Here is a 16,553-nt window from a genome sequence, read left to right as displayed (position 1 = left end):
TAACGGCCCGAACGGGCGTTCGAAGGCCGGGGTACACGCGACGCGTTCGCAGGCTCTCCAACCGGGGGGCGAAACCCGCTTATTGAGGATGTTTGGATGGATAGGCAATTGAAAGGGCGCTGGACCGTATGGCCAGTGCTGGCCGTTGTGCTGATGGGCCTGGCCCTGATTGCGCAGGCCGGAGAAGAGAAAGAAGAGCCGCGCGACCGACCCATCGAGAAGGTACTGGAGCCGATTCAGCTGACGGACCGCGTCTGGTACTTCTACGGTTCGCTGGAGAACCGCACGCCGGAAAATCTCGGCTTCACCAATAACACGGGCTTCGTCGTCACTGACGACGGCGTCGTGCTGATCGATTCGGGGCCGAGCTACAAGGTCGCCGAACGCATGGCCAGGGCGATCGCCGAGGTCACGGATCAGCCGATCACGCATGTGATCTCGGTGGGTTCGCAGGATCACCGCTGGCTGGGCAATGGCTACTTCCACGAGCAGGGTGCGGAACTGGTCGCGCTGCAGCGCACTGCATCCACGCAGACCGAGCGCGGCGAGGGGCAGATCGAGTCCCTGGCGAATACCGTGGGAGAAGAGGCCATGGAAGGGACCGAGCCAGTCCCGGCCCCGAATCCGATTGACGCGGACGAACACACCCTGACGGTCGGCGGGGTGGACTTCGAACTGATCTATGCCGGGGACGCCCACTTCCCGGGCGATATCATGGTCCACCTGCCAGGCGAGGATGTCGTGTTCACCGGCGACATCGTCTACACCGAACGCATGTTGGGCATCCATCCCTGGAGTAACCCGGTGGAGAAGCTGGAGGCCTTCCGGCACCTGGAGTCCATCGATCCCGAGATCGTCGTACCGGGTCATGGCCGCGCGACGGACATGGCCGAGGCGCGCCAGGACACGGGTGACTACCTGGAACTGCTGGTGCGCGAGGTCGAAGCGGGTATCGAGGACTGGGAGTCCCTGGACGAGGTGGTGGAACGCCTGTCCGATCTCGAAGAGTTCAAGCACCTGCGCCACTACGACGACTGGCATCGACCCAACGTGAACCGGACCTATCTGTTCATCGAAGAGAACATGTAAGGGGCGATCCGGGAATCCCGGCTGCAGGCCGGGAAACCTGCCGCGGCGCGGGGCGTGTGATACGCTTCGCGCCGTTGTCGTTTCCGGCAAGTCCAATTTTTGACACGCGACGTTCGACCCCGCGTATGGGTCGGCGAAGGAGCCTCGCAATGCCCGCAGTAACCCTCCCCGACGGCAGCCGCCGCGAGTTCGATCATCCAGTCACCGTGCTGGATGTGGCCAAGGACATCGGTCCGGGCCTCGCCAAGGCGACCCTGGCCGGCAAGGTGAACGGCCAGCTGGTCGATGCCCGCCACGAGATCGACGCCGACGCCGAACTCGCGATCGTGACCGACCGCGACCCGGAGGGCGTGGAGATCATCCGGCATTCGACCGCGCACCTGATGGCGCAGGCGGTCAAGCAGCTCTTTCCCGAGGCCCAGGTCACCATCGGCCCGACCATCGAGAACGGCTTCTACTACGACTTCGCCTATGACCGCGGCTTCACGCCGGAGGATCTGGAGAAGATCGAGAAGCGCATGAAGGAGCTGGCCAAGCAGGACCTGCCGGTGGAGCGCTCGCTGATGGATCGCGACGAGGCGGTGAAGTACTTCCGCGACATGGGAGAAGAGTACAAGGCCGAAATCATCGCCTCCATCCCGCAGGGCGAGAACATTTCGCTGTACAAGCAGGGCGACTTTGTCGATCTCTGTCGCGGCCCGCATATCCCGTCAACCGGCAAGCTGAAGGCCTTCAAGCTGACCAAGGTGGCCGGTGCCTACTGGCGCGGCGACTCCGACAACGAGATGCTGCAGCGTATCTACGGGACCGCCTGGGCGAACAAGGACCAGCTGAAGGAATACCTGGAACGCCTGAAGGAGGCCGAGCGCCGCGATCACCGCAAGATCGGTCAGGAGCTGGACCTGTTCTCGATCCAGGACGAGGCCGGCGGCGGCCTGGTGTTCTGGCACCCGAAGGGCGCGCGCATCCGCCGCGAGATCGAGAAGTACTGGTACGACATGCACGAGAAGGCGGGTTACGACTTCGTCGTGTCGCCGCACATCGCGAACCTGGAGCTGTGGAAGACCTCCGGCCATGCGGACTTCTACGCCGAGTCCATGTACGAGCCGATGGAGGACGAGCACCAGGCCTTCCAGCTCAAGCCGATGAACTGCCCGTTCCACGTGCTGATGTACAAGGACCGGCTGCATTCCTACCGCGATCTGCCGCTGCGCTGGGCGGAGATGGGCACGGTCTACCGTCGCGAGATGTCCGGCGCGCTGCACGGGCTGATGCGTGTGCGCGGCTTCACCCAGGACGACGCCCATATCTTCTGCCGCGAGGACCAGATCGAGGCCGAGGTGATGGCGGTGATCGACCTGACGCTGGAGGTCCTGCAGACCTTCGGGTTCGAGAAGTTCGATGTGAACCTCTCGACCAAACCGGAAGATGCGGTCGGCTCCGACGAGATCTGGGAGCACGCGACCGCGTCGTTGCGCTCGGCGATCGAGAAGAAGGGGCTGGAATACTCGGTGGACGAGGGCGGTGGCGCCTTCTACGGGCCGAAAATCGACATCAAGATCCACGACGCGATCGGCCGCGAATGGCAGTGCTCCACGGTGCAGCTGGACTTCAACCTGCCCGAGCGCTTCGACATGGAATACGTGGCCGAAGACAACGAGCGTCGGCGCCCGATCATGATCCACCGCGCGCTGCTGGGCTCGGTGGAACGCTTCTTCGGCGTGCTGATCGAGCACTACGCCGGGCACTTCCCGACCTGGCTGGCCCCGGTGCAGGCCGAGGTGCTGACCATCACCGAACGCCAGGACGACTATGCCCGCGAGGTCACCAAGACGCTACGGGACAAGGGATTCCGGGTCGAGTCCGACTTGAGAAACGAGAAGATCGGCTTTAAGATTCGCGAGCACACGCTCAAGCGCGTGCCGTACCTGCTGGTCCTTGGAGACAAGGAAATGGAAAACGGGCAGGTCGCGGTGCGTACACGAAGCGGAGAAGACCTGGGCGTAATGAGCGTCGAGGCCTTCGGCGAGCGCCTCCGGGAGGAGGTCGCCAGTCGCCAACACTGAACCTTGAATTGGAGAGAAGGCTATTAGCGCAGCGAAAACGGTCCGCCTGAACGATCAGATCACGTGCCCGCAAATCCGACTGATCGACGCCGAGGGCGAGAATCGCGGCGTCTGCAGTACTGCAGAGGCCCTGGAAATGGCCCAGGAGAGCGGTCTGGACCTGGTCGAGATCTCACCGAATGCAGAACCGCCCGTAGCCCGGATCATGGACTACGGCAAGTTCAAGTTCGAGCAGGCGAAGAAGGCGCAGGAAGCCAAGAAGAAGCAGAAACAGATCCAGATCAAGGAAGTGAAGTTCCGTCCGGGCACGGACGAGGGCGACTACAACGTCAAGATTCGCAACCTGCGCCGCTTCATCGAGGGCGGCGACAAGGGCAAGGTGACCATCCGCTTCCGCGGTCGCGAAATGCGCCACCAGGAGCTGGGTGGCGAGCTGCTGGACAAGATCGAGCAGGACATGTCCGATATCGCGGTCGTCGAGCAGCGGCCGAAGATGGAAGGACGCCAGATGATCATGGTGCTGACCGGCAAGAAGAAGTAGGCCGGTCAGACAACAAGGATCGCGCAGGTCTCCGCATACCTGCCGGTCCTCCCATAAACGGCCGGCCCGAATCGGGTACGGCCCAAAATGCCGGAGAGAGCAATGCCAAAGATCAAGACCAATCGGGGTGCGGCCAAGCGCTTCGCCCGTACCGGGTCTGGGAAGTTCAAGCGGTTCCAGTCGCACCGCAGCCACATCCTGACCAAGAAATCCACCAAGCGTAAGCGTCAACTGCGCAGTCCGGCCATGGTGCACGAGGCGGATGTCGCCGCCGTGCGCAAAATGCTGCCGTACCGTTGATCTGACCGAGGAAGAAAGACATGCCACGAGTCAAGCGCGGTGTAACCGCTCACGCCCGTCACAAGAAGGTCCTCAAGCAGGCCAAGGGCTACTACGGCGCCCGGAAGAACGTTTTCCGCGTTGCCAACCAGGCCGTCATCAAGGCCGGCCAGTACGCCTACCGTGACCGTCGCCAGAAAAAGCGCCAGTTCCGGTCGCTGTGGATCGTCCGCATCAATGCGGCGGCCCGTCAGTTCGATCTCTCCTACAGCCGCCTGATGGCGGGTCTGAAGAAGGCCGAGATCGAGATCGACCGCAAGAGCCTGGCCGATCTGGCCGTGCACGACCTGACCGCCTTCGGCAAGATCGCCGAACAGGCCAAGGCTGCACTGCCGGCCTGACGAGGTCCTGCAGGATTACCCGCCGGGCGCTGCCTGGCGGGTCCCGGAAAGGGGAGGGTCGACGCCCTCCCTTTTTTGTTTCGGGAACAGGGAACACCGGGACGGCGGGCAACCGCCGCCCCGTCACTTTCGGGGAATGCACGTGGAGCAACTGCAACAGCTCGTCGCCGAGGCCCGCGACCGCATCGAGGCGGCCACTGACCTGAAGGCGCTGGATGATGTCCGGGTGCAGTACCTGGGCAAGAAGGGCTCGATTACCGCTCAGCTGAAGGAGCTCGGCAAGCTGCCGGCGGAGGAGCGTCCGGCCGCCGGCCAGAAGGTCAACGAGGCCAAGACCGAGGTCGCCGGCCTGATCGAGGCCCGCAAGCAGGCCCTGGCGGACAGCGCCCTGGCCGAGCAGCTGGCCAGCGAGCAGGTGGATGTGACCCTGCCAGGGCGCCGCCTGCCCGAGGGCTCGCTGCACCCGATCACCCACACCCTGGAGCGCATCGAGGCATTCTTCGCCGGGCTGGGGTTCCGCGTGGCCCAAGGGCCCGAGGTCGAGGACGACTTCCACAACTTCGAGGCGCTGAACATCCCCGAACATCACCCCGCGCGGGCGATGCACGACACGTTCTACTTCGACGCCCACCGCGTCCTGCGCACCCATACCTCTCCGGTTCAGATCCGGACCATGGAACAGCAGAAGCCGCCGCTGCGCGTCATTGCGCCGGGGCGGGTCTATCGCTGCGACTCCGATCTGACGCACAGCCCGATGTTTCACCAGGTGGAGGGGCTCTGCGTGGACGAGGACATTACCTTCGCGGATCTGCGTGGGGTCTTGAGCGCGTTCCTGCAGAGCTTCTTCGACCGCGACGACCTGGCCACGCGCTTTCGTCCGTCGTATTTCCCGTTCACCGAGCCCTCGGCCGAGGTCGATATCCAGTGCGTGCACTGCGGTGGCGATGGCTGCCGGGTTTGCAGTCATACCGGCTGGCTGGAGGTGATGGGCTGCGGCATGGTGCATCCGAACGTGCTGGGCCATGTGGGCATCGACCCGGAACAGTACACCGGCTTTGCCTTCGGCCTCGGGGTCGAGCGGATGGCGATGCTGCGCCACGGCGTGAATGACCTGCGCCTGTTCTTCGACAACGACATCCGATTCATTCGCCAATTCGGACGGACCGGCTAATGCGCATCAGTATTCAGTGGCTGCGGGACTGGCTGCAGATCGACGAGACCCCCGAGGAGCTGGGCCACCGCCTGACCATGGCGGGGCTGGAGCTGGACGCGATCGAGGCGGCCGCGCCTGCGTTCAGCGGTGTACGTGTGGGGCGGGTGGCGAAGGTGGAGCCGCATCCGGATGCCGATCGCCTGCGCGTCTGTCAGGTCGAGGTGGGCGAGGCCGAACCGCTGACCATCGTCTGCGGCGCGCCCAATGTGCACGAAGGCATGGTGGCACCGGTCGCGGTGGTCGGCGCAGTGCTGCCCGACAACTTCAAGATCAAGAAGTCCAAGCTGCGCGGCGTCGCCTCCGCGGGCATGCTGTGTTCGGCACGCGAACTGGGCCTTGCGGAGGACGCCGAGGGCCTGCTCGCACTGCCCGCGGACCTCAAGATCGGCGCGGATCTGCGCGCGGCACTGGGCCTGGATGATCACATCCTGGAGGTGGACCTGACCCCGAACCGCGCCGACTGTCTCGGGATGCGGGGGATTGCCCGTGAATGCTCGGCGCTGCTCGATCGGCCGCTGAACGAGAACGTGGCCGAGCCGGCCGGGGCGGAACTGGACGCACGTGTTGCGATCCAGGTCGAGGATACCGAGGCCTGCCCGCTGTACGCGGCGCGCGTGCTCGACGGTCTGGATGCGCGTGCGTCCACGCCTTTGTGGATGACCGAGCGCCTGCGGCGGGCCGGGGTGCGTCCGCTCAGCGCAATCGTGGATGTCACGAACTACGTGATGCTGGAACTCGGGCAGCCCCTGCATGCGTTCGACGCGGGCCGTCTGGGTGACACCATCGAGGTGCGCTGGGCGCGCTCCGGCGAGGCGCTGACCCTGCTGGGCGGGGACCAGAAAGTCGAGCTCGCCGAGCAGGACCTGGTAATCGCCTCGGCCACCACTGCGGTGGCGCTGGCGGGGATCATGGGCGGCGCCGACAGCGCCGTGGATGACGACACGACGCGGGTGGTGCTCGAGTGTGCCCACTTTGCCCCGCTGGCACTGGCCGGGCGCGCGCGGGCCCATGGCCTGCACACCGATGCCTCGCATCGCTTTGAACGTGGTGTGGATCCGACCCTGGTCGAGCGGGCCATGGAGCGTGCTACGCGTCTGTTGCTGGAGATCTGTGGCGGGCAGTGCGGGCCGGTGGAGCGTGTCGGCGAGCTGCCGTCGTCTCATTTCGCCCAAGCGATTCGACTGCGCCGGCCCCGCATCGAACGGCTGCTGGGGACGACGTTCGCGGATGAAGAGGTCGAGCGCATCCTGGGCGCCCTGGGTTGCCAGGTCGCTTCCTCGGATGACGGCTGGCAAGTCCGGGCCCCGCGTGCCCGCTTCGACATGGAGCGCGAGGAGGACCTGATCGAAGAGCTGGCGCGGGTGCATGGCTACGACCGGTTGCCGCAGCGCCTGCCGTCCCCGGTGGCGCCGGCCGAGCGGCCACCGGCCTTGCGTGGTCTGCGCGATCAGCTGGCGAGTCAGGGGTTTCACGAGGTCATCAGTTTCAGCTTCATCGATGCCGAGGCCTCGCGGTCTTTCTATCCGACGGTGGAGCCGCTGGGCCTGGCCAACCCGATCTCCAGTGACTTGGCGGTAATGCGCCCCGGCCTGTGGCCCGGTCTGGTCGCCACGGCGGCCTATAACCAGGCGCGCCAGCAGCCGGACCTGCGCCTGTTCGAGCATGGCCTGCGATTTGTGCCGGATGCCTCCGGCCTGCGCCAGGAGCCGCGTCTCGCGGGCCTGCTGGGCGGGCGGGCGCAGCCGGAGCACTGGGAGGCCGCGTCGCGCCGCGTCGACTTCTTTGATGCCAAGGGTGTCGTCGAGGCACTTTGTGCCTCCGTGGAGGCGCCGCTGGGCTTTCGCTCGGAGAAACATCCTGCGCTCCACGACGGGCAGTCCGCGCGGATTATGGCGGGTGATCGCCCCATCGGTTGGGTCGGGCGTCTGCACCCGGCGCTTTGCAGGCAGTTCGATGTCGAGCCGGTGTATCTGTTCGATCTCGATGCGCGGGCGATCCTGCGCGCACCGGTCGCCCAGTTCGCGCCGCTGTCGCCATATCCGTCGATCCGGCGTGATCTTGCCCTGGTGGTGCAGGCGACCGTTCCGGCCGGTGATGTGCTGAACGCGATCGAAGAACTGGGGCTGGAGCTGGTGCAGGATGTCCGGCTGTTTGATGTCTACCAGGGCAAGGGCTTGAATCCGGACGAGAAGAGCCTCGCTTTGGGCTTGATTTTGCGGGCTTTTGATCGCACCCTAGGCGAACAGGACGTGGCAAGCGTCACCGACAAGGTCGTCGAGCATCTGCACGCTCGCTTCCAGGCAACCCTGAGGCAGTGATTCCATGGCAGCAGTGACGAAGGCGGATCTTGCCGCCACGCTGAACGAAGAACTGGGCCTGAACAAGCGCGAGGCCAAGGAATTCGTCGAGATGTTCTTCGAGGAGATGCGCCAGTCGCTGGAAGAGGGCGAGGGCGTGAAGCTCTCCGGCTTCGGCAACTTCATCCTTCGCGACAAGAACCAGCGGCCCGGGCGCAATCCGAAGACCGGCGAGGAAATCCCGGTCTCGGCGCGGCGCGTCGTCACCTTCCGCCCGGGGCAGAAGCTGCGCGAGAGGGTCGAAAGCTATGCTGGAAGCGAGTAACCACCAGGAACTGCCCGCGATCCCGGGCAAGCGCTACTTCACCATTGGCGAGGTCGCCGAGCTGTGTCAGGTGAAACCTCACGTGCTGCGCTACTGGGAACAGGAGTTCCCGATGCTCGAGCCGGTCAAGCGGCGGGGCAATCGGCGCTACTACCAGCGCCAGGACGTGATCCTGATCCGCCAGATTCGGGCCCTGCTGTACGAAGAGGGCTATACGATCAATGGCGCGCGACAGAAGCTGTCTGGCGACGAGGCCAAGGGTGATCGCCAGCAGGCACGCCAGATCATCCAGGATACGATCTCGGAGCTGGAATCGGTGTTGCGTGTATTGCGCGCCTGAGAGGTCTTCTGGTCCGGGTCCTTTCGTGGGGGCAGGGAATCGGATATGATTCGCGGCTTCGGGGCGTAGCGCAGTCTGGTAGCGCATCTGCATGGGGTGCAGAGGGTCGCAGGTTCAAATCCTGCCGTCCCGACCAAGTTCAACGACTTGAAGGATATTCTTCAGGTGAAAAAAGAGGCCGCATCGAGCGGCCTTTTTTGTGTCTGGAGTGAGGGAAGAGACTGGCCTCGTCTGTTACTCCATCGAACGCCGGCGCGCCTCGCGCTGATAGTGCAGCAGGGCGATGTTGAACTGCCGCTCCAGCCACTGGTTCATGCCGGTGACCTGGAAGCCGGCATACACGTATCCGTCGCGCGGGCTGCGACGGCGATTGGCCAGACGCAGGTCGCCGCCCAGGCGTTCGCCAACTTCGGGCAGTAGCAGGTTCTCGAAACGCATCGGGGTCCCGATCTCGATTGTTTCGACCCAGTCTTGTGGTACCTCCACGCACATCCCCTGGGCCGAAAGATCGGCCAGGTCCCCGATACCGGGCTCTTCCCATTCGCGGTACTGCAATTCGACGCGCGGGCGCTCGCTGATCGGGATATGGACGCGAAAGGTCTCGCGTCGCTGGAGATATTCCAGGGTCTCGGGATAGGGGCAGACGTAAAGGGCCCCGGCGTCCTCGCGTTCGATGCGCGAGACGGCGGTGGAGAAGCGTACGGCCACCCCGCGCAGGCTGGCGAATACCCGCATGCCAGTGCCTTCCTGGGCGTGGCGATTCGCTTCGATGGGCGTGAGTTCGTCGAGGAAGAGCTCGCGTGCACCGGAATCAAGGCGAACCAGCGCGGAGTTGTACAGCGGGCCATCGTCGTCGAGGCGGACGTTGACGAGGGTGAGCTTGTGATCCAGATCCTTGAGGATGCCGGCAATCCGCTCCGGCTTGTCGACGGTGTAGTCGGTCTCTTCCATGCGTGGCGTTGTTGTAATTATTGGGCCAAGCCGCACGGTACTGCCGAGCGGTCCGGAATGCCAGCCCCGGGTGTGAGGCGGAGAAGGGCGGAGAGGTGTCGCGCAGAGCGCGCGCGGGTCATGCGCGGGTGATGCGCCGACCGGTACGGCTGCCGGACTGGGTGCGGCCGTAGGGGTCGTAGGTGGGAGCCGGGCCGGGTTCCTCGCCGCGCAGGATCTGGATGGACATCTCCACGCGACGACGGTCGCGATCGATCAGTCGGGCATTCCCCTGGTTGAGGGTATTGCAGCGCTCCACCGAGCGGCGTAGCGCCTGCCAGTGGTCGTCCAGCTCGGCGCCTCCCTCGAGCCGACCGAACAGCCGTGCAAGTCCCTCGGGCGTATACGTTTCGCCGGCGGCCTCGATCGTCTCGCGCTGTCGCCGGCTTTCGGTTTCGAGTTCCTGCAGTAGCGTCTGCTTCTGGGCCACGACTTCGCGCAGGGTCTCGGCGGCCCGTGATTCCACCGCCCGGGTCTCCTGCAGCAGGATGTCCTCCATCTGGTGGCTCAGCCGAATCGAGGCCTCCAGCGAGCGGAGGAAGGCGTGGCGTTGTTCGGGCGACATCGTCGGGTCTCTGTTAGCGCAACAGGCTTTCCAGCTCGATCATGCGATCGGCTAGCTGTTCGTTGTCTACCGGGTACTGACCGTTGGAGATGGCCTCGCGCAGCTCGGCGACTCGCGCCTCGTCGAACGGGGCGTTGCTGGCGGCCCCGGAGGCGGCGTTCATTGCCTGCGCCGCGCCGGTCAGGGTGACAGAGTCATCCTGACGTACGGGTGAGGATGCATTGCCCTGGGCGCCTGCGTCGGGGCGAGAGGTCTCATCGCGGCCCTTCACGCTCGAGCTGTTGCCATCCGGGCGCAGGCCGGGGGAGTTCGGGCCTTTGATATCCATTATTCGGTTTCCTGTTTTTGCAATTCTACTGCAGGGGTTAGCGGCAGCACCGGCTGAAACTGTAGCCCCTTGAGCTGTGAATTTTCGATTCGCTTCACAGTTTGTGGATGGTGACGAGACACACCGCCATTCTACAGGGCAACGCGTACATGTCCGGACTCGAGCACCTCGCCTTCCACGACGCGTCCGGACGAGGTGTTCTTCACGCGGATGCGATCGCCCAGGATGCCATTCTCCAGCGCCTCGCCCTGCATGCGGATCACCACCGAGCCGTTCTCGGCCAGGATGGTGACGCGCTGGCCGCGGCTGACCACCTCGCGCTGGGTGACGTGCTGCTGGCCCAGGATCTGACCGGGCCGGATGTTGCGCCGGGTCTGCAGCCCCACCAGTTCGCCCTTGTTCTCGAAATAGCTCCCCGCATGGCGAGAGGTCTGAATTCGCTTGGTGCGCAGATCGCCGGGGAGGATCGTGTGCTGGCGTCGCAGGCTGCGGCTGGCGACCAGCACCTCGGCGTAGCGCTCGACCGTGACTGGCACATAGATCGACCAGCTGACGGGGGTCTCGCACTGAACCTGTACCGCCGTATTGCCATCGCGTCGCCCGCCGGGCGGGAACCGGGTCTCCAGTGCCTCGCTGCATCGGGCCAGGCGCAGGCGGTTGTCCAGCCGGCCGATCTGAATCTCTACCGCTTCGTCGCCTGGTGTGAGGTTCAACTCCTCCTGGATGAAGCGCTCCGCCGCCAGGCGGATGTTTTCCACTGCCTCGATCTCGGCCTGTGCCGCAATGGAGACCAGGGCCAGAACGACGCCCATGGCGGCCGAAAGCCACCAGGAGCGAATGGAAGGTTTGCGTGCTGACTGGTTCATTGGTCTGGATGCGCGTCGGCTTGTCAGGACTCGAGAGGTTTGCAGAGACGTGCAAGCAGAAAACATGCCAGGCAATCAGGAGCGTACCCTCAAGAGTCACAGCGGCCGGCCGTTATCGGGTCTAGAACGCGTGCAATCGGCATGCGACGGCGGGTTGTGGCATGACAGCGTCGGTCTGCGGGGTGCACACTGGGGCCGGCGAGTCGAGGTGGCTGGCCGCTGGGCGAGGGGGAGAGCAGGACAATGAGTCAATTCATTGACGATGTGAATCAGCGCACCCAGCTGGTGGGGCAGAACCGTATGGAGCTGCTCCTGTTTCATTTGGGGAGCTCGCAGACTTTCGGTATCAACGTATTCAAGGTGCGCGAGGTGATCCCGTCGCCGCCGCTGCGGCAGATTCCCGGATCGCTGAGTGTGGTGCGTGGTGTGGCTACCCTGCGTGGCGGAACCGTCCCCATCATCGATCTGGCGCGCGCGATGGGGCTGCGTACCGCCGTGGGCGAAACGGGCGACCACAAGGTGGTGGTGACCGAGTTCAACCGGTCGGTACAGGGGTTCTGGGTGTCCGCGGTCGACCGGATCGTCAACGTTAACTGGGAAGACGTGAAGTCCCCGCCTCGTGGGACCGGGCGCGAGTCGTTTCTGGTGGCGGTCACCGAGATCGACAACAAGCTGGTCGAGATCATTGACGTCGAACGGGTACTGTCGATCGTCAACCCGTTGCCATCCACGGTATCCGACGCGGTGCGCGCGGAGGCCGAGGAAGAACGCGCCAAGCATGGACAGCGCAAGATTGTGATCGTTGATGACTCCGTGGTCGCGCGCAAGCAGATCGAGGGTGCGATCAAGGGCCTGGGCTGGGAGTACGTGGTCTTCAAGGATGGTCGCGAGGCGCTGGATTTCCTGGAGGAGCAGGCCGAGGCCGGCACCGTGGACGAGGTGGTGGAGCTGGTGATTTCGGATATCGAGATGCCGCGCATGGACGGCTATACCCTCACCGCTCGAATTCGTGCGAACGATCGCCTGAAAGGCCTCCGGGTTCTGCTGCACTCGTCACTGAGTGGGGAGTTCAATACGGATATGGTCAAGCGTGCCGGGGCCGACGCCTTCCTGTCCAAGTTCAACCCCGACGAGCTGGCCGAGGCTGTGCTTGACCAGACCCGCAAGGACTGATGCCGGTGCCTGCGCCGTTTGCGTTAGTCGACCGAGTCGACCCTGGCGGCATGGAAGCGGTAACGGATTGCCGGCCGCATGAACATCAGCGGCCATGGCGCGCCGCATCGATCACCCGTTGGGATGCTGTCGGCGTCCGCGCGGTTGCACGTATACTGCATCCGTCCGGCATGGGGGATCGCGTGTTCCCCAGTCGGGTTTTCCGACACGCTGTCAAGGATTCGTCATCAACGTGCCCGTCCGCCCGTACCGTCGACTTTCAAGGATGACTTCGTGATCGACTCGCGTGACTACGAGGAGTTCTCGCGTTTTCTTTCCGAGTGCTGTGGCCTGGTGCTGGGCGACAGTCGTCAGTATCTCGTGTCGAGCCGACTGTCGCGGCTGCTGGACGAGTTCGGCTACAAGAGTGTGCCGGAGCTGCTGCACGCAATGCGCCAGGCACCCAACCCGCGCCTGCGCACGCGTGTGATCGACGCGATGACCACGAACGAAACCTCCTGGTTTCGCGATGGCTTCCCGTTCGAGATCCTGCGCCATGTACTGCTCCCGGAACGGGCGGAGAAAGGCGCAGGGATCAAGGTCTGGTCGTCCGGCTGCTCCAGCGGACAGGAGGCCTACAGCATCTCGATGGTGGCGTCCGAGTGGGAGGAATCGCGGCCCAAGCGTGTGGTGCCGGTATCGATCCTGGGTACGGATCTCTCGGAGAAGATTCTGGACGATGCCCGGCGCGCGGTGTACGACGGGCTGAGCATCGTCCGTGGCCTGAGCGAGGCGAGGCGCGCCCGCTTCTTCGAGACCGTGGCGGAGGGCCATCGCGTACGCCCGGAGATCCAGCGCCGCTGCCGTTTCCAGAAGCTCAACCTGATCGACAGCTATGCGGCGCTGGGCAAGTTCGACATCGTGTTCTGTCGCAACGTGCTGATCTATTTCTCCGCCGAGACCAAGCGACAGGTTCTTGACGGAATTGCCCGCCAGATGAATCCCGGTGGCTATCTGTTTCTTGGCGCTTCCGAGACAGCGGGTCCTTACACCCAGGCCTTCGAAACCGTTCGCACCGAGTACGGCTCCGTCCTTCGCCTGAAGGGCTGATCGGCCCTTTCCGCCTTTCCATACGGTCGCTCCCGCGATCCGGGCGCCACCCTCGGCGCTGCTCTCCCAACCTCTTTCGGCCCATAGTGGCACACCAATTGCTTTGTCCCTGTCGTACGGGGCGAAGCGGTTTCGTCCCGAGGAACCTGAAGTTCGCCAGTGGCGGACGGGGTACGACGGATGAGTCTCTCTCTCGACAAGGCGATGGGCATTCTCCCGGAGGCGGTGAACGTCCGTGCGAAGCGGATGGAGCTGCTGGCCTCGAATATCGCGAATGCCGATACGCCGAATTACAAAGCGCGCGATATCGACTTTCGCTCGGTGCTGCAGGCGGCGGCCGGCGAGGGCGGCAACATGCCGATGGCGAGCACACATCAGGGCCATATCGGCGCCGGCGGGGCGGGTGGTGCCAACGGGTCGATGGAGACGCTTTATCGCGTGCCGTCGCAGCCGTCTCTGGATGGCAACACGGTGGACCCGCAGCTGGAGCGGGCGGCCTTTGCCGAGAATTCCCTGCAGTACCAGAGCAGCCTCGAGTTCCTGAACCGCCGGGTTTCCGGCATCCGTGATGCTCTGCGGGGCGAGCGCTAATGCGAGCGCCAACGCTGGGAACAGGAGAGTGATGTCGTGAGTGATCTGTTTAATCTGTTCAACACCTCGGCCTCCGCGCTGACCGCGCAGTCGGTGCGGCTGAATACGGTCGCGTCGAATCTGGCCAACGCCAACACCGTGGCGACCAACCCCGACGAGGCCTACCGGGCGAAGCAGGTGCTGTTTCAGACCGTGATGAACCAGGCCGATCCGAACGGCGCCTCCAATGGCGTGCGGGTGGCGGGAATTGATGAGTCGCGCGCGCCGCCACAGGCGCACTACGAACCAAACCATCCGCAGGCCAACGAAGACGGCTACATCTTCCGTCCCGCGATCAGCGTGGTGGAGGAGATGGCCAACATGATGTCGGCCTCGCGCAACTACGAAGCGAACGTCGAGGTGATGGAGACCTCGCGCCAGCTGTTGCAGCGAACGCTGCAGATCGGCCAGGGCTAAACCGGAGCCTCCCATGACTCAGATATCACCCGAAATGCTGGACCGCTTGGGCCTGTCACGTCCCAAGCCGGACGACAAGGAGACGGATCGCCTGGGTCAGGACGATTTCCTGAAGCTGATGACTACCCAGCTGCAGAATCAGGACCCGTTTGAACCGATGGAAAACGGGGAGTTTATCGGTCAGATGGCTCAGTTCTCGACCGTCACGGGGATCGAAGAGCTTTCGAAGTCCTTCGAGAAACTCGCTCAGTCCATGGGCCAGAGCCAGACCCTGCAAGCGGCCTCCCTGGTGGGTAAGGACGTCCTTGTCCCAACCGACTTCAGCGAGTTGGGTGCGGATGGCACGGTGCGCGGCGCCGTGGATCTGGATCAGTCGACCGGGCAGTTGCAGGTCGAGGTGTACAGCCCCACGGGTGAACGCATCCGAAGCATGAATCTGGGTTCGGCCAGTGAGGGGCTGCAGGAATTCACCTGGGACGGTCTGCGCGATGACGGGACGCCTGCGGCCCCGGGCGTATATGAATTCCGGGCGTCGGCCCAGAGCGGTTCCAGTAGTGAATCAGTAGATGTCTTCCTCGACGCCCGCGTCGAGAGCGTTTCGGTAGGCGACGATTCCAGCCTGGGCCTGATGGTCCGTGGCCTGGGCGAGATCAATTTCTCGGATGTCCGGCGCATCAGCAGCTGACGGACTCTAACGGAGGTAGACCAGTATGCCCTTCAATATCGGATTGAGCGGACTGAACTCGGCGCAGGCCGATCTGCAGACCACCGGCAACAACGTCTCGAATGCCGGCACGACCGGTTTCAAGCGCTCGCGCGCCGAGTTCGGTGATGTCTTTGCGCAGAGTTTTGGTGGCGTCAGCCAGACCGCGACTGGGGGTGGTTCGCGTCTCATGGCGGTGACACAGCAGTTCTCGCAGGGACGCACGGAGTTCACCGAGAACGGTCTCGACCTCGCGATTGATGGCGAGGGCTTTTTCGTGATGAACGATGGTGGCAATCGTGTCTATACGCGCGCTGGCGAGTTTCAGGTAAACCGCGACGGCAACCTGGTGAACAACCAGGGTCAGCAGCTGCAGGGCTATCCGCCAATCAACCCGGGCAGCACGGATACTGATTTCAATACCGGACAGCTTGGGGATTTGCGTCTGCAGACAGGGGCCTCCGCGCCGCAGGCTACCAGTGACATTGAGGCTCTGGTCAATCTCCAGTCGGATGCTCCAATCCTGGATCCGGGCGAGTTCGAGTTCGATGATCCGGACAGCTATAACTACTCGACGTCCCTGACGGTGTATGACTCGCTGGGGACGTCCCGCGATGCGCGCATCTACTTCGTGAAGAGCGACGAACGAGAGTGGACGGCCTTCATGAGCGTTGACGGCGAGCCGATCAACGAGGAAGAAGGCTTCGAACTCTCTTTTGACGCCAGTGGCCAGCTGGATGGCAACACGGAATTCCCGTTCTCCACGGAAGATTTTACCAACGGGGCTGAAGGTCTGGACGGGACGATCGACTTTGCCGGGACCACTCAGTTTGGTGGCGACTTTGCGGTGAACGATCTTGGCCAGGACGGGTTCGCTTCGGGCCGGCTGACGGGGGTCGACATCGATTCCAGCGGGGTGGTGTTCGCGCGCTTCACCAACGGCCAATCTTCCGTTCTGGGGCAGGTCGCTCTGGCCAACTTCACCAACCCACAGGGCCTGGAGCAGCTGGGCAACAACAACTGGGCCGAGACCTTTGCGGCCGGTGATCCAGTGTTTGCCTCTCCGGGCACCGGCAACCTGGGCGAGATCCAGGCCGGCGCTCTGGAGGCCTCGAACGTCGATATTGCCCAGGAGCTGGTGAATCTGATCACCGCGCAACGCAACTTCCAGGCGAACGCGCAGACGATCTCCACGGCCGACCAGGTCACCCAGACCATCATCAACATCCGCTAGGTCAGGG

19 protein-coding genes and 1 tRNA gene are annotated in these 16,553 nt (G+C 63.9%); 16 read left to right on the top strand and 4 right to left on the bottom strand.

Annotation, left to right across the window (positions count from 1 at the left end; all coding sequences use genetic code 11):
- Positions 1-96: 96 nt before the first annotated feature.
- The 10 genes from F466_RS0105265 (at position 97) to F466_RS0105220 (ending at position 8,687) form a co-directional block, all read left to right on the top strand.
- Positions 97-1,089: an MBL fold metallo-hydrolase gene (locus F466_RS0105265; RefSeq protein WP_038056849.1), complete on the top strand. Its 993-nt coding sequence runs from the start codon at positions 97-99 to the stop codon at positions 1,087-1,089.
- Between the two features lie 149 nt (positions 1,090-1,238).
- On the top strand, positions 1,239-3,155 hold the full coding sequence (gene thrS / locus F466_RS0105260) for a threonine--tRNA ligase (protein WP_018139158.1): 1,917 nt from the start codon (positions 1,239-1,241) through the stop codon (positions 3,153-3,155).
- Positions 3,156-3,162: 7 nt separating this feature from the next.
- Positions 3,163-3,696: a translation initiation factor IF-3 gene (infC, locus tag F466_RS0105255; protein ID WP_081601214.1), complete on the top strand. Its 534-nt coding sequence runs from the start codon at positions 3,163-3,165 to the stop codon at positions 3,694-3,696.
- A gap of 102 nt (positions 3,697-3,798) precedes the next feature.
- Positions 3,799-3,996, top strand: a complete 198-nt coding sequence (gene rpmI / locus F466_RS0105250; RefSeq protein ID WP_018139157.1) for a 50S ribosomal protein L35 — start codon at positions 3,799-3,801, stop codon at positions 3,994-3,996.
- Between the two features lie 20 nt (positions 3,997-4,016).
- Positions 4,017-4,376, top strand: coding sequence for a 50S ribosomal protein L20 (gene rplT / locus F466_RS0105245; protein ID WP_018139156.1), 360 nt, complete (start codon positions 4,017-4,019; stop codon positions 4,374-4,376).
- A gap of 142 nt (positions 4,377-4,518) precedes the next feature.
- Positions 4,519-5,547, top strand: coding sequence for a phenylalanine--tRNA ligase subunit alpha (gene pheS, locus F466_RS0105240; RefSeq protein WP_038056937.1), 1,029 nt, complete (start codon positions 4,519-4,521; stop codon positions 5,545-5,547).
- Positions 5,547-7,907 carry a phenylalanine--tRNA ligase subunit beta gene (pheT, locus tag F466_RS0105235; RefSeq protein WP_018993600.1) on the top strand — a complete coding sequence of 787 codons (2,361 nt, stop codon included), beginning with the start codon at positions 5,547-5,549 and terminating at the stop codon, positions 7,905-7,907. Before pheS ends, pheT begins: the two co-directional genes overlap by 1 nt.
- Positions 7,908-7,911: 4 nt before the next feature.
- Positions 7,912-8,211 (top strand): integration host factor subunit alpha, encoded by a 300-nt coding sequence (locus F466_RS0105230; RefSeq protein ID WP_018139153.1) that lies wholly within the window; start codon positions 7,912-7,914, stop codon positions 8,209-8,211.
- Positions 8,195-8,551 (top strand): MerR family transcriptional regulator, encoded by a 357-nt coding sequence (locus F466_RS0105225; RefSeq protein WP_012982329.1) that lies wholly within the window; start codon positions 8,195-8,197, stop codon positions 8,549-8,551. The genes F466_RS0105230 and F466_RS0105225 overlap by 17 nt, the downstream gene beginning before the upstream one ends.
- Before the next feature lie 59 nt (positions 8,552-8,610).
- Positions 8,611-8,687 (top strand) — tRNA-Pro (locus F466_RS0105220).
- 98 nt (positions 8,688-8,785) lie between these two features.
- Here the strand turns inward: F466_RS0105220 and F466_RS0105215 are convergent.
- The 4 genes from F466_RS0105215 to flgA all read right to left on the bottom strand — a co-directional run bounded on the left by F466_RS0105215 (position 8,786) and on the right by flgA (position 11,300).
- The gene (locus F466_RS0105215) at positions 8,786-9,502 is read right to left on the bottom strand and encodes a flagellar brake protein (RefSeq protein WP_018139152.1); all 717 of its coding nucleotides are present in this window, start codon (positions 9,500-9,502) and stop codon (positions 8,786-8,788) included.
- Positions 9,503-9,620: 118 nt separating this feature from the next.
- The gene (locus F466_RS0105210; RefSeq protein ID WP_018139151.1) at positions 9,621-10,106 is read right to left on the bottom strand and encodes a flagella synthesis protein FlgN; all 486 of its coding nucleotides are present in this window, start codon (positions 10,104-10,106) and stop codon (positions 9,621-9,623) included.
- A 13-nt stretch (positions 10,107-10,119) separates the two neighbouring features.
- Positions 10,120-10,434 carry a flagellar biosynthesis anti-sigma factor FlgM gene (gene flgM / locus F466_RS0105205; protein WP_018139150.1) on the bottom strand — a complete coding sequence of 105 codons (315 nt, stop codon included), beginning with the start codon at positions 10,432-10,434 and terminating at the stop codon, positions 10,120-10,122.
- A gap of 131 nt (positions 10,435-10,565) precedes the next feature.
- Entirely contained in the window at positions 10,566-11,300 is a 735-nt protein-coding gene (flgA, locus tag F466_RS0105200) for a flagellar basal body P-ring formation chaperone FlgA (RefSeq protein WP_018139149.1), read from the bottom strand.
- Between the two features lie 243 nt (positions 11,301-11,543).
- On the opposite strand from flgA, the gene F466_RS0105195 reads away from it, so the two are divergent.
- The 6 genes from F466_RS0105195 (at position 11,544) to flgE (ending at position 16,546) form a co-directional block, all read left to right on the top strand.
- Positions 11,544-12,473 carry a chemotaxis protein gene (locus F466_RS0105195; RefSeq protein ID WP_018139148.1) on the top strand — a complete coding sequence of 310 codons (930 nt, stop codon included), beginning with the start codon at positions 11,544-11,546 and terminating at the stop codon, positions 12,471-12,473.
- 273 nt (positions 12,474-12,746) lie between these two features.
- Positions 12,747-13,562, top strand: a complete 816-nt coding sequence (locus tag F466_RS0105190; protein ID WP_018139147.1) for a protein-glutamate O-methyltransferase CheR — start codon at positions 12,747-12,749, stop codon at positions 13,560-13,562.
- A gap of 180 nt (positions 13,563-13,742) precedes the next feature.
- The gene (flgB, locus tag F466_RS0105185; protein WP_012982336.1) at positions 13,743-14,153 is read left to right on the top strand and encodes a flagellar basal body rod protein FlgB; all 411 of its coding nucleotides are present in this window, start codon (positions 13,743-13,745) and stop codon (positions 14,151-14,153) included.
- Between the two features lie 36 nt (positions 14,154-14,189).
- A complete protein-coding gene (gene flgC, locus F466_RS0105180; protein ID WP_018139146.1) occupies positions 14,190-14,609 on the top strand; it encodes a flagellar basal body rod protein FlgC in 420 nt (139 codons plus the stop codon).
- Positions 14,610-14,622: 13 nt separating this feature from the next.
- On the top strand, positions 14,623-15,294 hold the full coding sequence (locus tag F466_RS0105175) for a flagellar hook assembly protein FlgD (protein WP_026296416.1): 672 nt from the start codon (positions 14,623-14,625) through the stop codon (positions 15,292-15,294).
- A gap of 25 nt (positions 15,295-15,319) precedes the next feature.
- On the top strand, positions 15,320-16,546 hold the full coding sequence (gene flgE, locus F466_RS0105170) for a flagellar hook protein FlgE (RefSeq protein ID WP_018139144.1): 1,227 nt from the start codon (positions 15,320-15,322) through the stop codon (positions 16,544-16,546).
- The last annotated feature ends 7 nt before the right edge of the window (positions 16,547-16,553 follow it).

The sequence above is a fragment of the Thioalkalivibrio sp. ALgr1 genome, assembly GCF_000378285.1.
Taxonomy (GTDB): domain Bacteria; phylum Pseudomonadota; class Gammaproteobacteria; order Ectothiorhodospirales; family Ectothiorhodospiraceae; genus Thioalkalivibrio.
Note: the sequence above shows the minus strand (reverse complement) of the source record. Positions and strands in the feature narration are given on the sequence as shown.

What these genes read in the sequence shown, in the direction of transcription:
- F466_RS0105265 (WP_038056849.1), top strand. Translation starts at nt 97, where the DNA reads ATGGATAGGCAATTGAAAGGGCGCTGGACCGTATGGCCAGTGCTGGCC.
- thrS (WP_018139158.1), top strand. Translation starts at nt 1,239, where the DNA reads ATGCCCGCAGTAACCCTCCCCGACGGCAGCCGCCGCGAGTTCGATCAT.
- rpmI (WP_018139157.1), top strand. Translation starts at nt 3,799, where the DNA reads ATGCCAAAGATCAAGACCAATCGGGGTGCGGCCAAGCGCTTCGCCCGT.
- rplT (WP_018139156.1), top strand. Translation starts at nt 4,017, where the DNA reads ATGCCACGAGTCAAGCGCGGTGTAACCGCTCACGCCCGTCACAAGAAG.
- pheT (WP_018993600.1), top strand. Translation starts at nt 5,547, where the DNA reads ATGCGCATCAGTATTCAGTGGCTGCGGGACTGGCTGCAGATCGACGAG.
- F466_RS0105230 (WP_018139153.1), top strand. Translation starts at nt 7,912, where the DNA reads ATGGCAGCAGTGACGAAGGCGGATCTTGCCGCCACGCTGAACGAAGAA.
- F466_RS0105225 (WP_012982329.1), top strand. Translation starts at nt 8,195, where the DNA reads ATGCTGGAAGCGAGTAACCACCAGGAACTGCCCGCGATCCCGGGCAAG.
- F466_RS0105215 (WP_018139152.1), bottom strand. Translation starts at nt 9,502, where the DNA reads ATGGAAGAGACCGACTACACCGTCGACAAGCCGGAGCGGATTGCCGGC.
- F466_RS0105210 (WP_018139151.1), bottom strand. Translation starts at nt 10,106, where the DNA reads ATGTCGCCCGAACAACGCCACGCCTTCCTCCGCTCGCTGGAGGCCTCG.
- flgM (WP_018139150.1), bottom strand. Translation starts at nt 10,434, where the DNA reads ATGGATATCAAAGGCCCGAACTCCCCCGGCCTGCGCCCGGATGGCAAC.
- flgA (WP_018139149.1), bottom strand. Translation starts at nt 11,300, where the DNA reads ATGAACCAGTCAGCACGCAAACCTTCCATTCGCTCCTGGTGGCTTTCG.
- F466_RS0105195 (WP_018139148.1), top strand. Translation starts at nt 11,544, where the DNA reads ATGAGTCAATTCATTGACGATGTGAATCAGCGCACCCAGCTGGTGGGG.
- flgB (WP_012982336.1), top strand. Translation starts at nt 13,743, where the DNA reads ATGAGTCTCTCTCTCGACAAGGCGATGGGCATTCTCCCGGAGGCGGTG.
- F466_RS0105175 (WP_026296416.1), top strand. Translation starts at nt 14,623, where the DNA reads ATGACTCAGATATCACCCGAAATGCTGGACCGCTTGGGCCTGTCACGT.
- flgE (WP_018139144.1), top strand. Translation starts at nt 15,320, where the DNA reads ATGCCCTTCAATATCGGATTGAGCGGACTGAACTCGGCGCAGGCCGAT.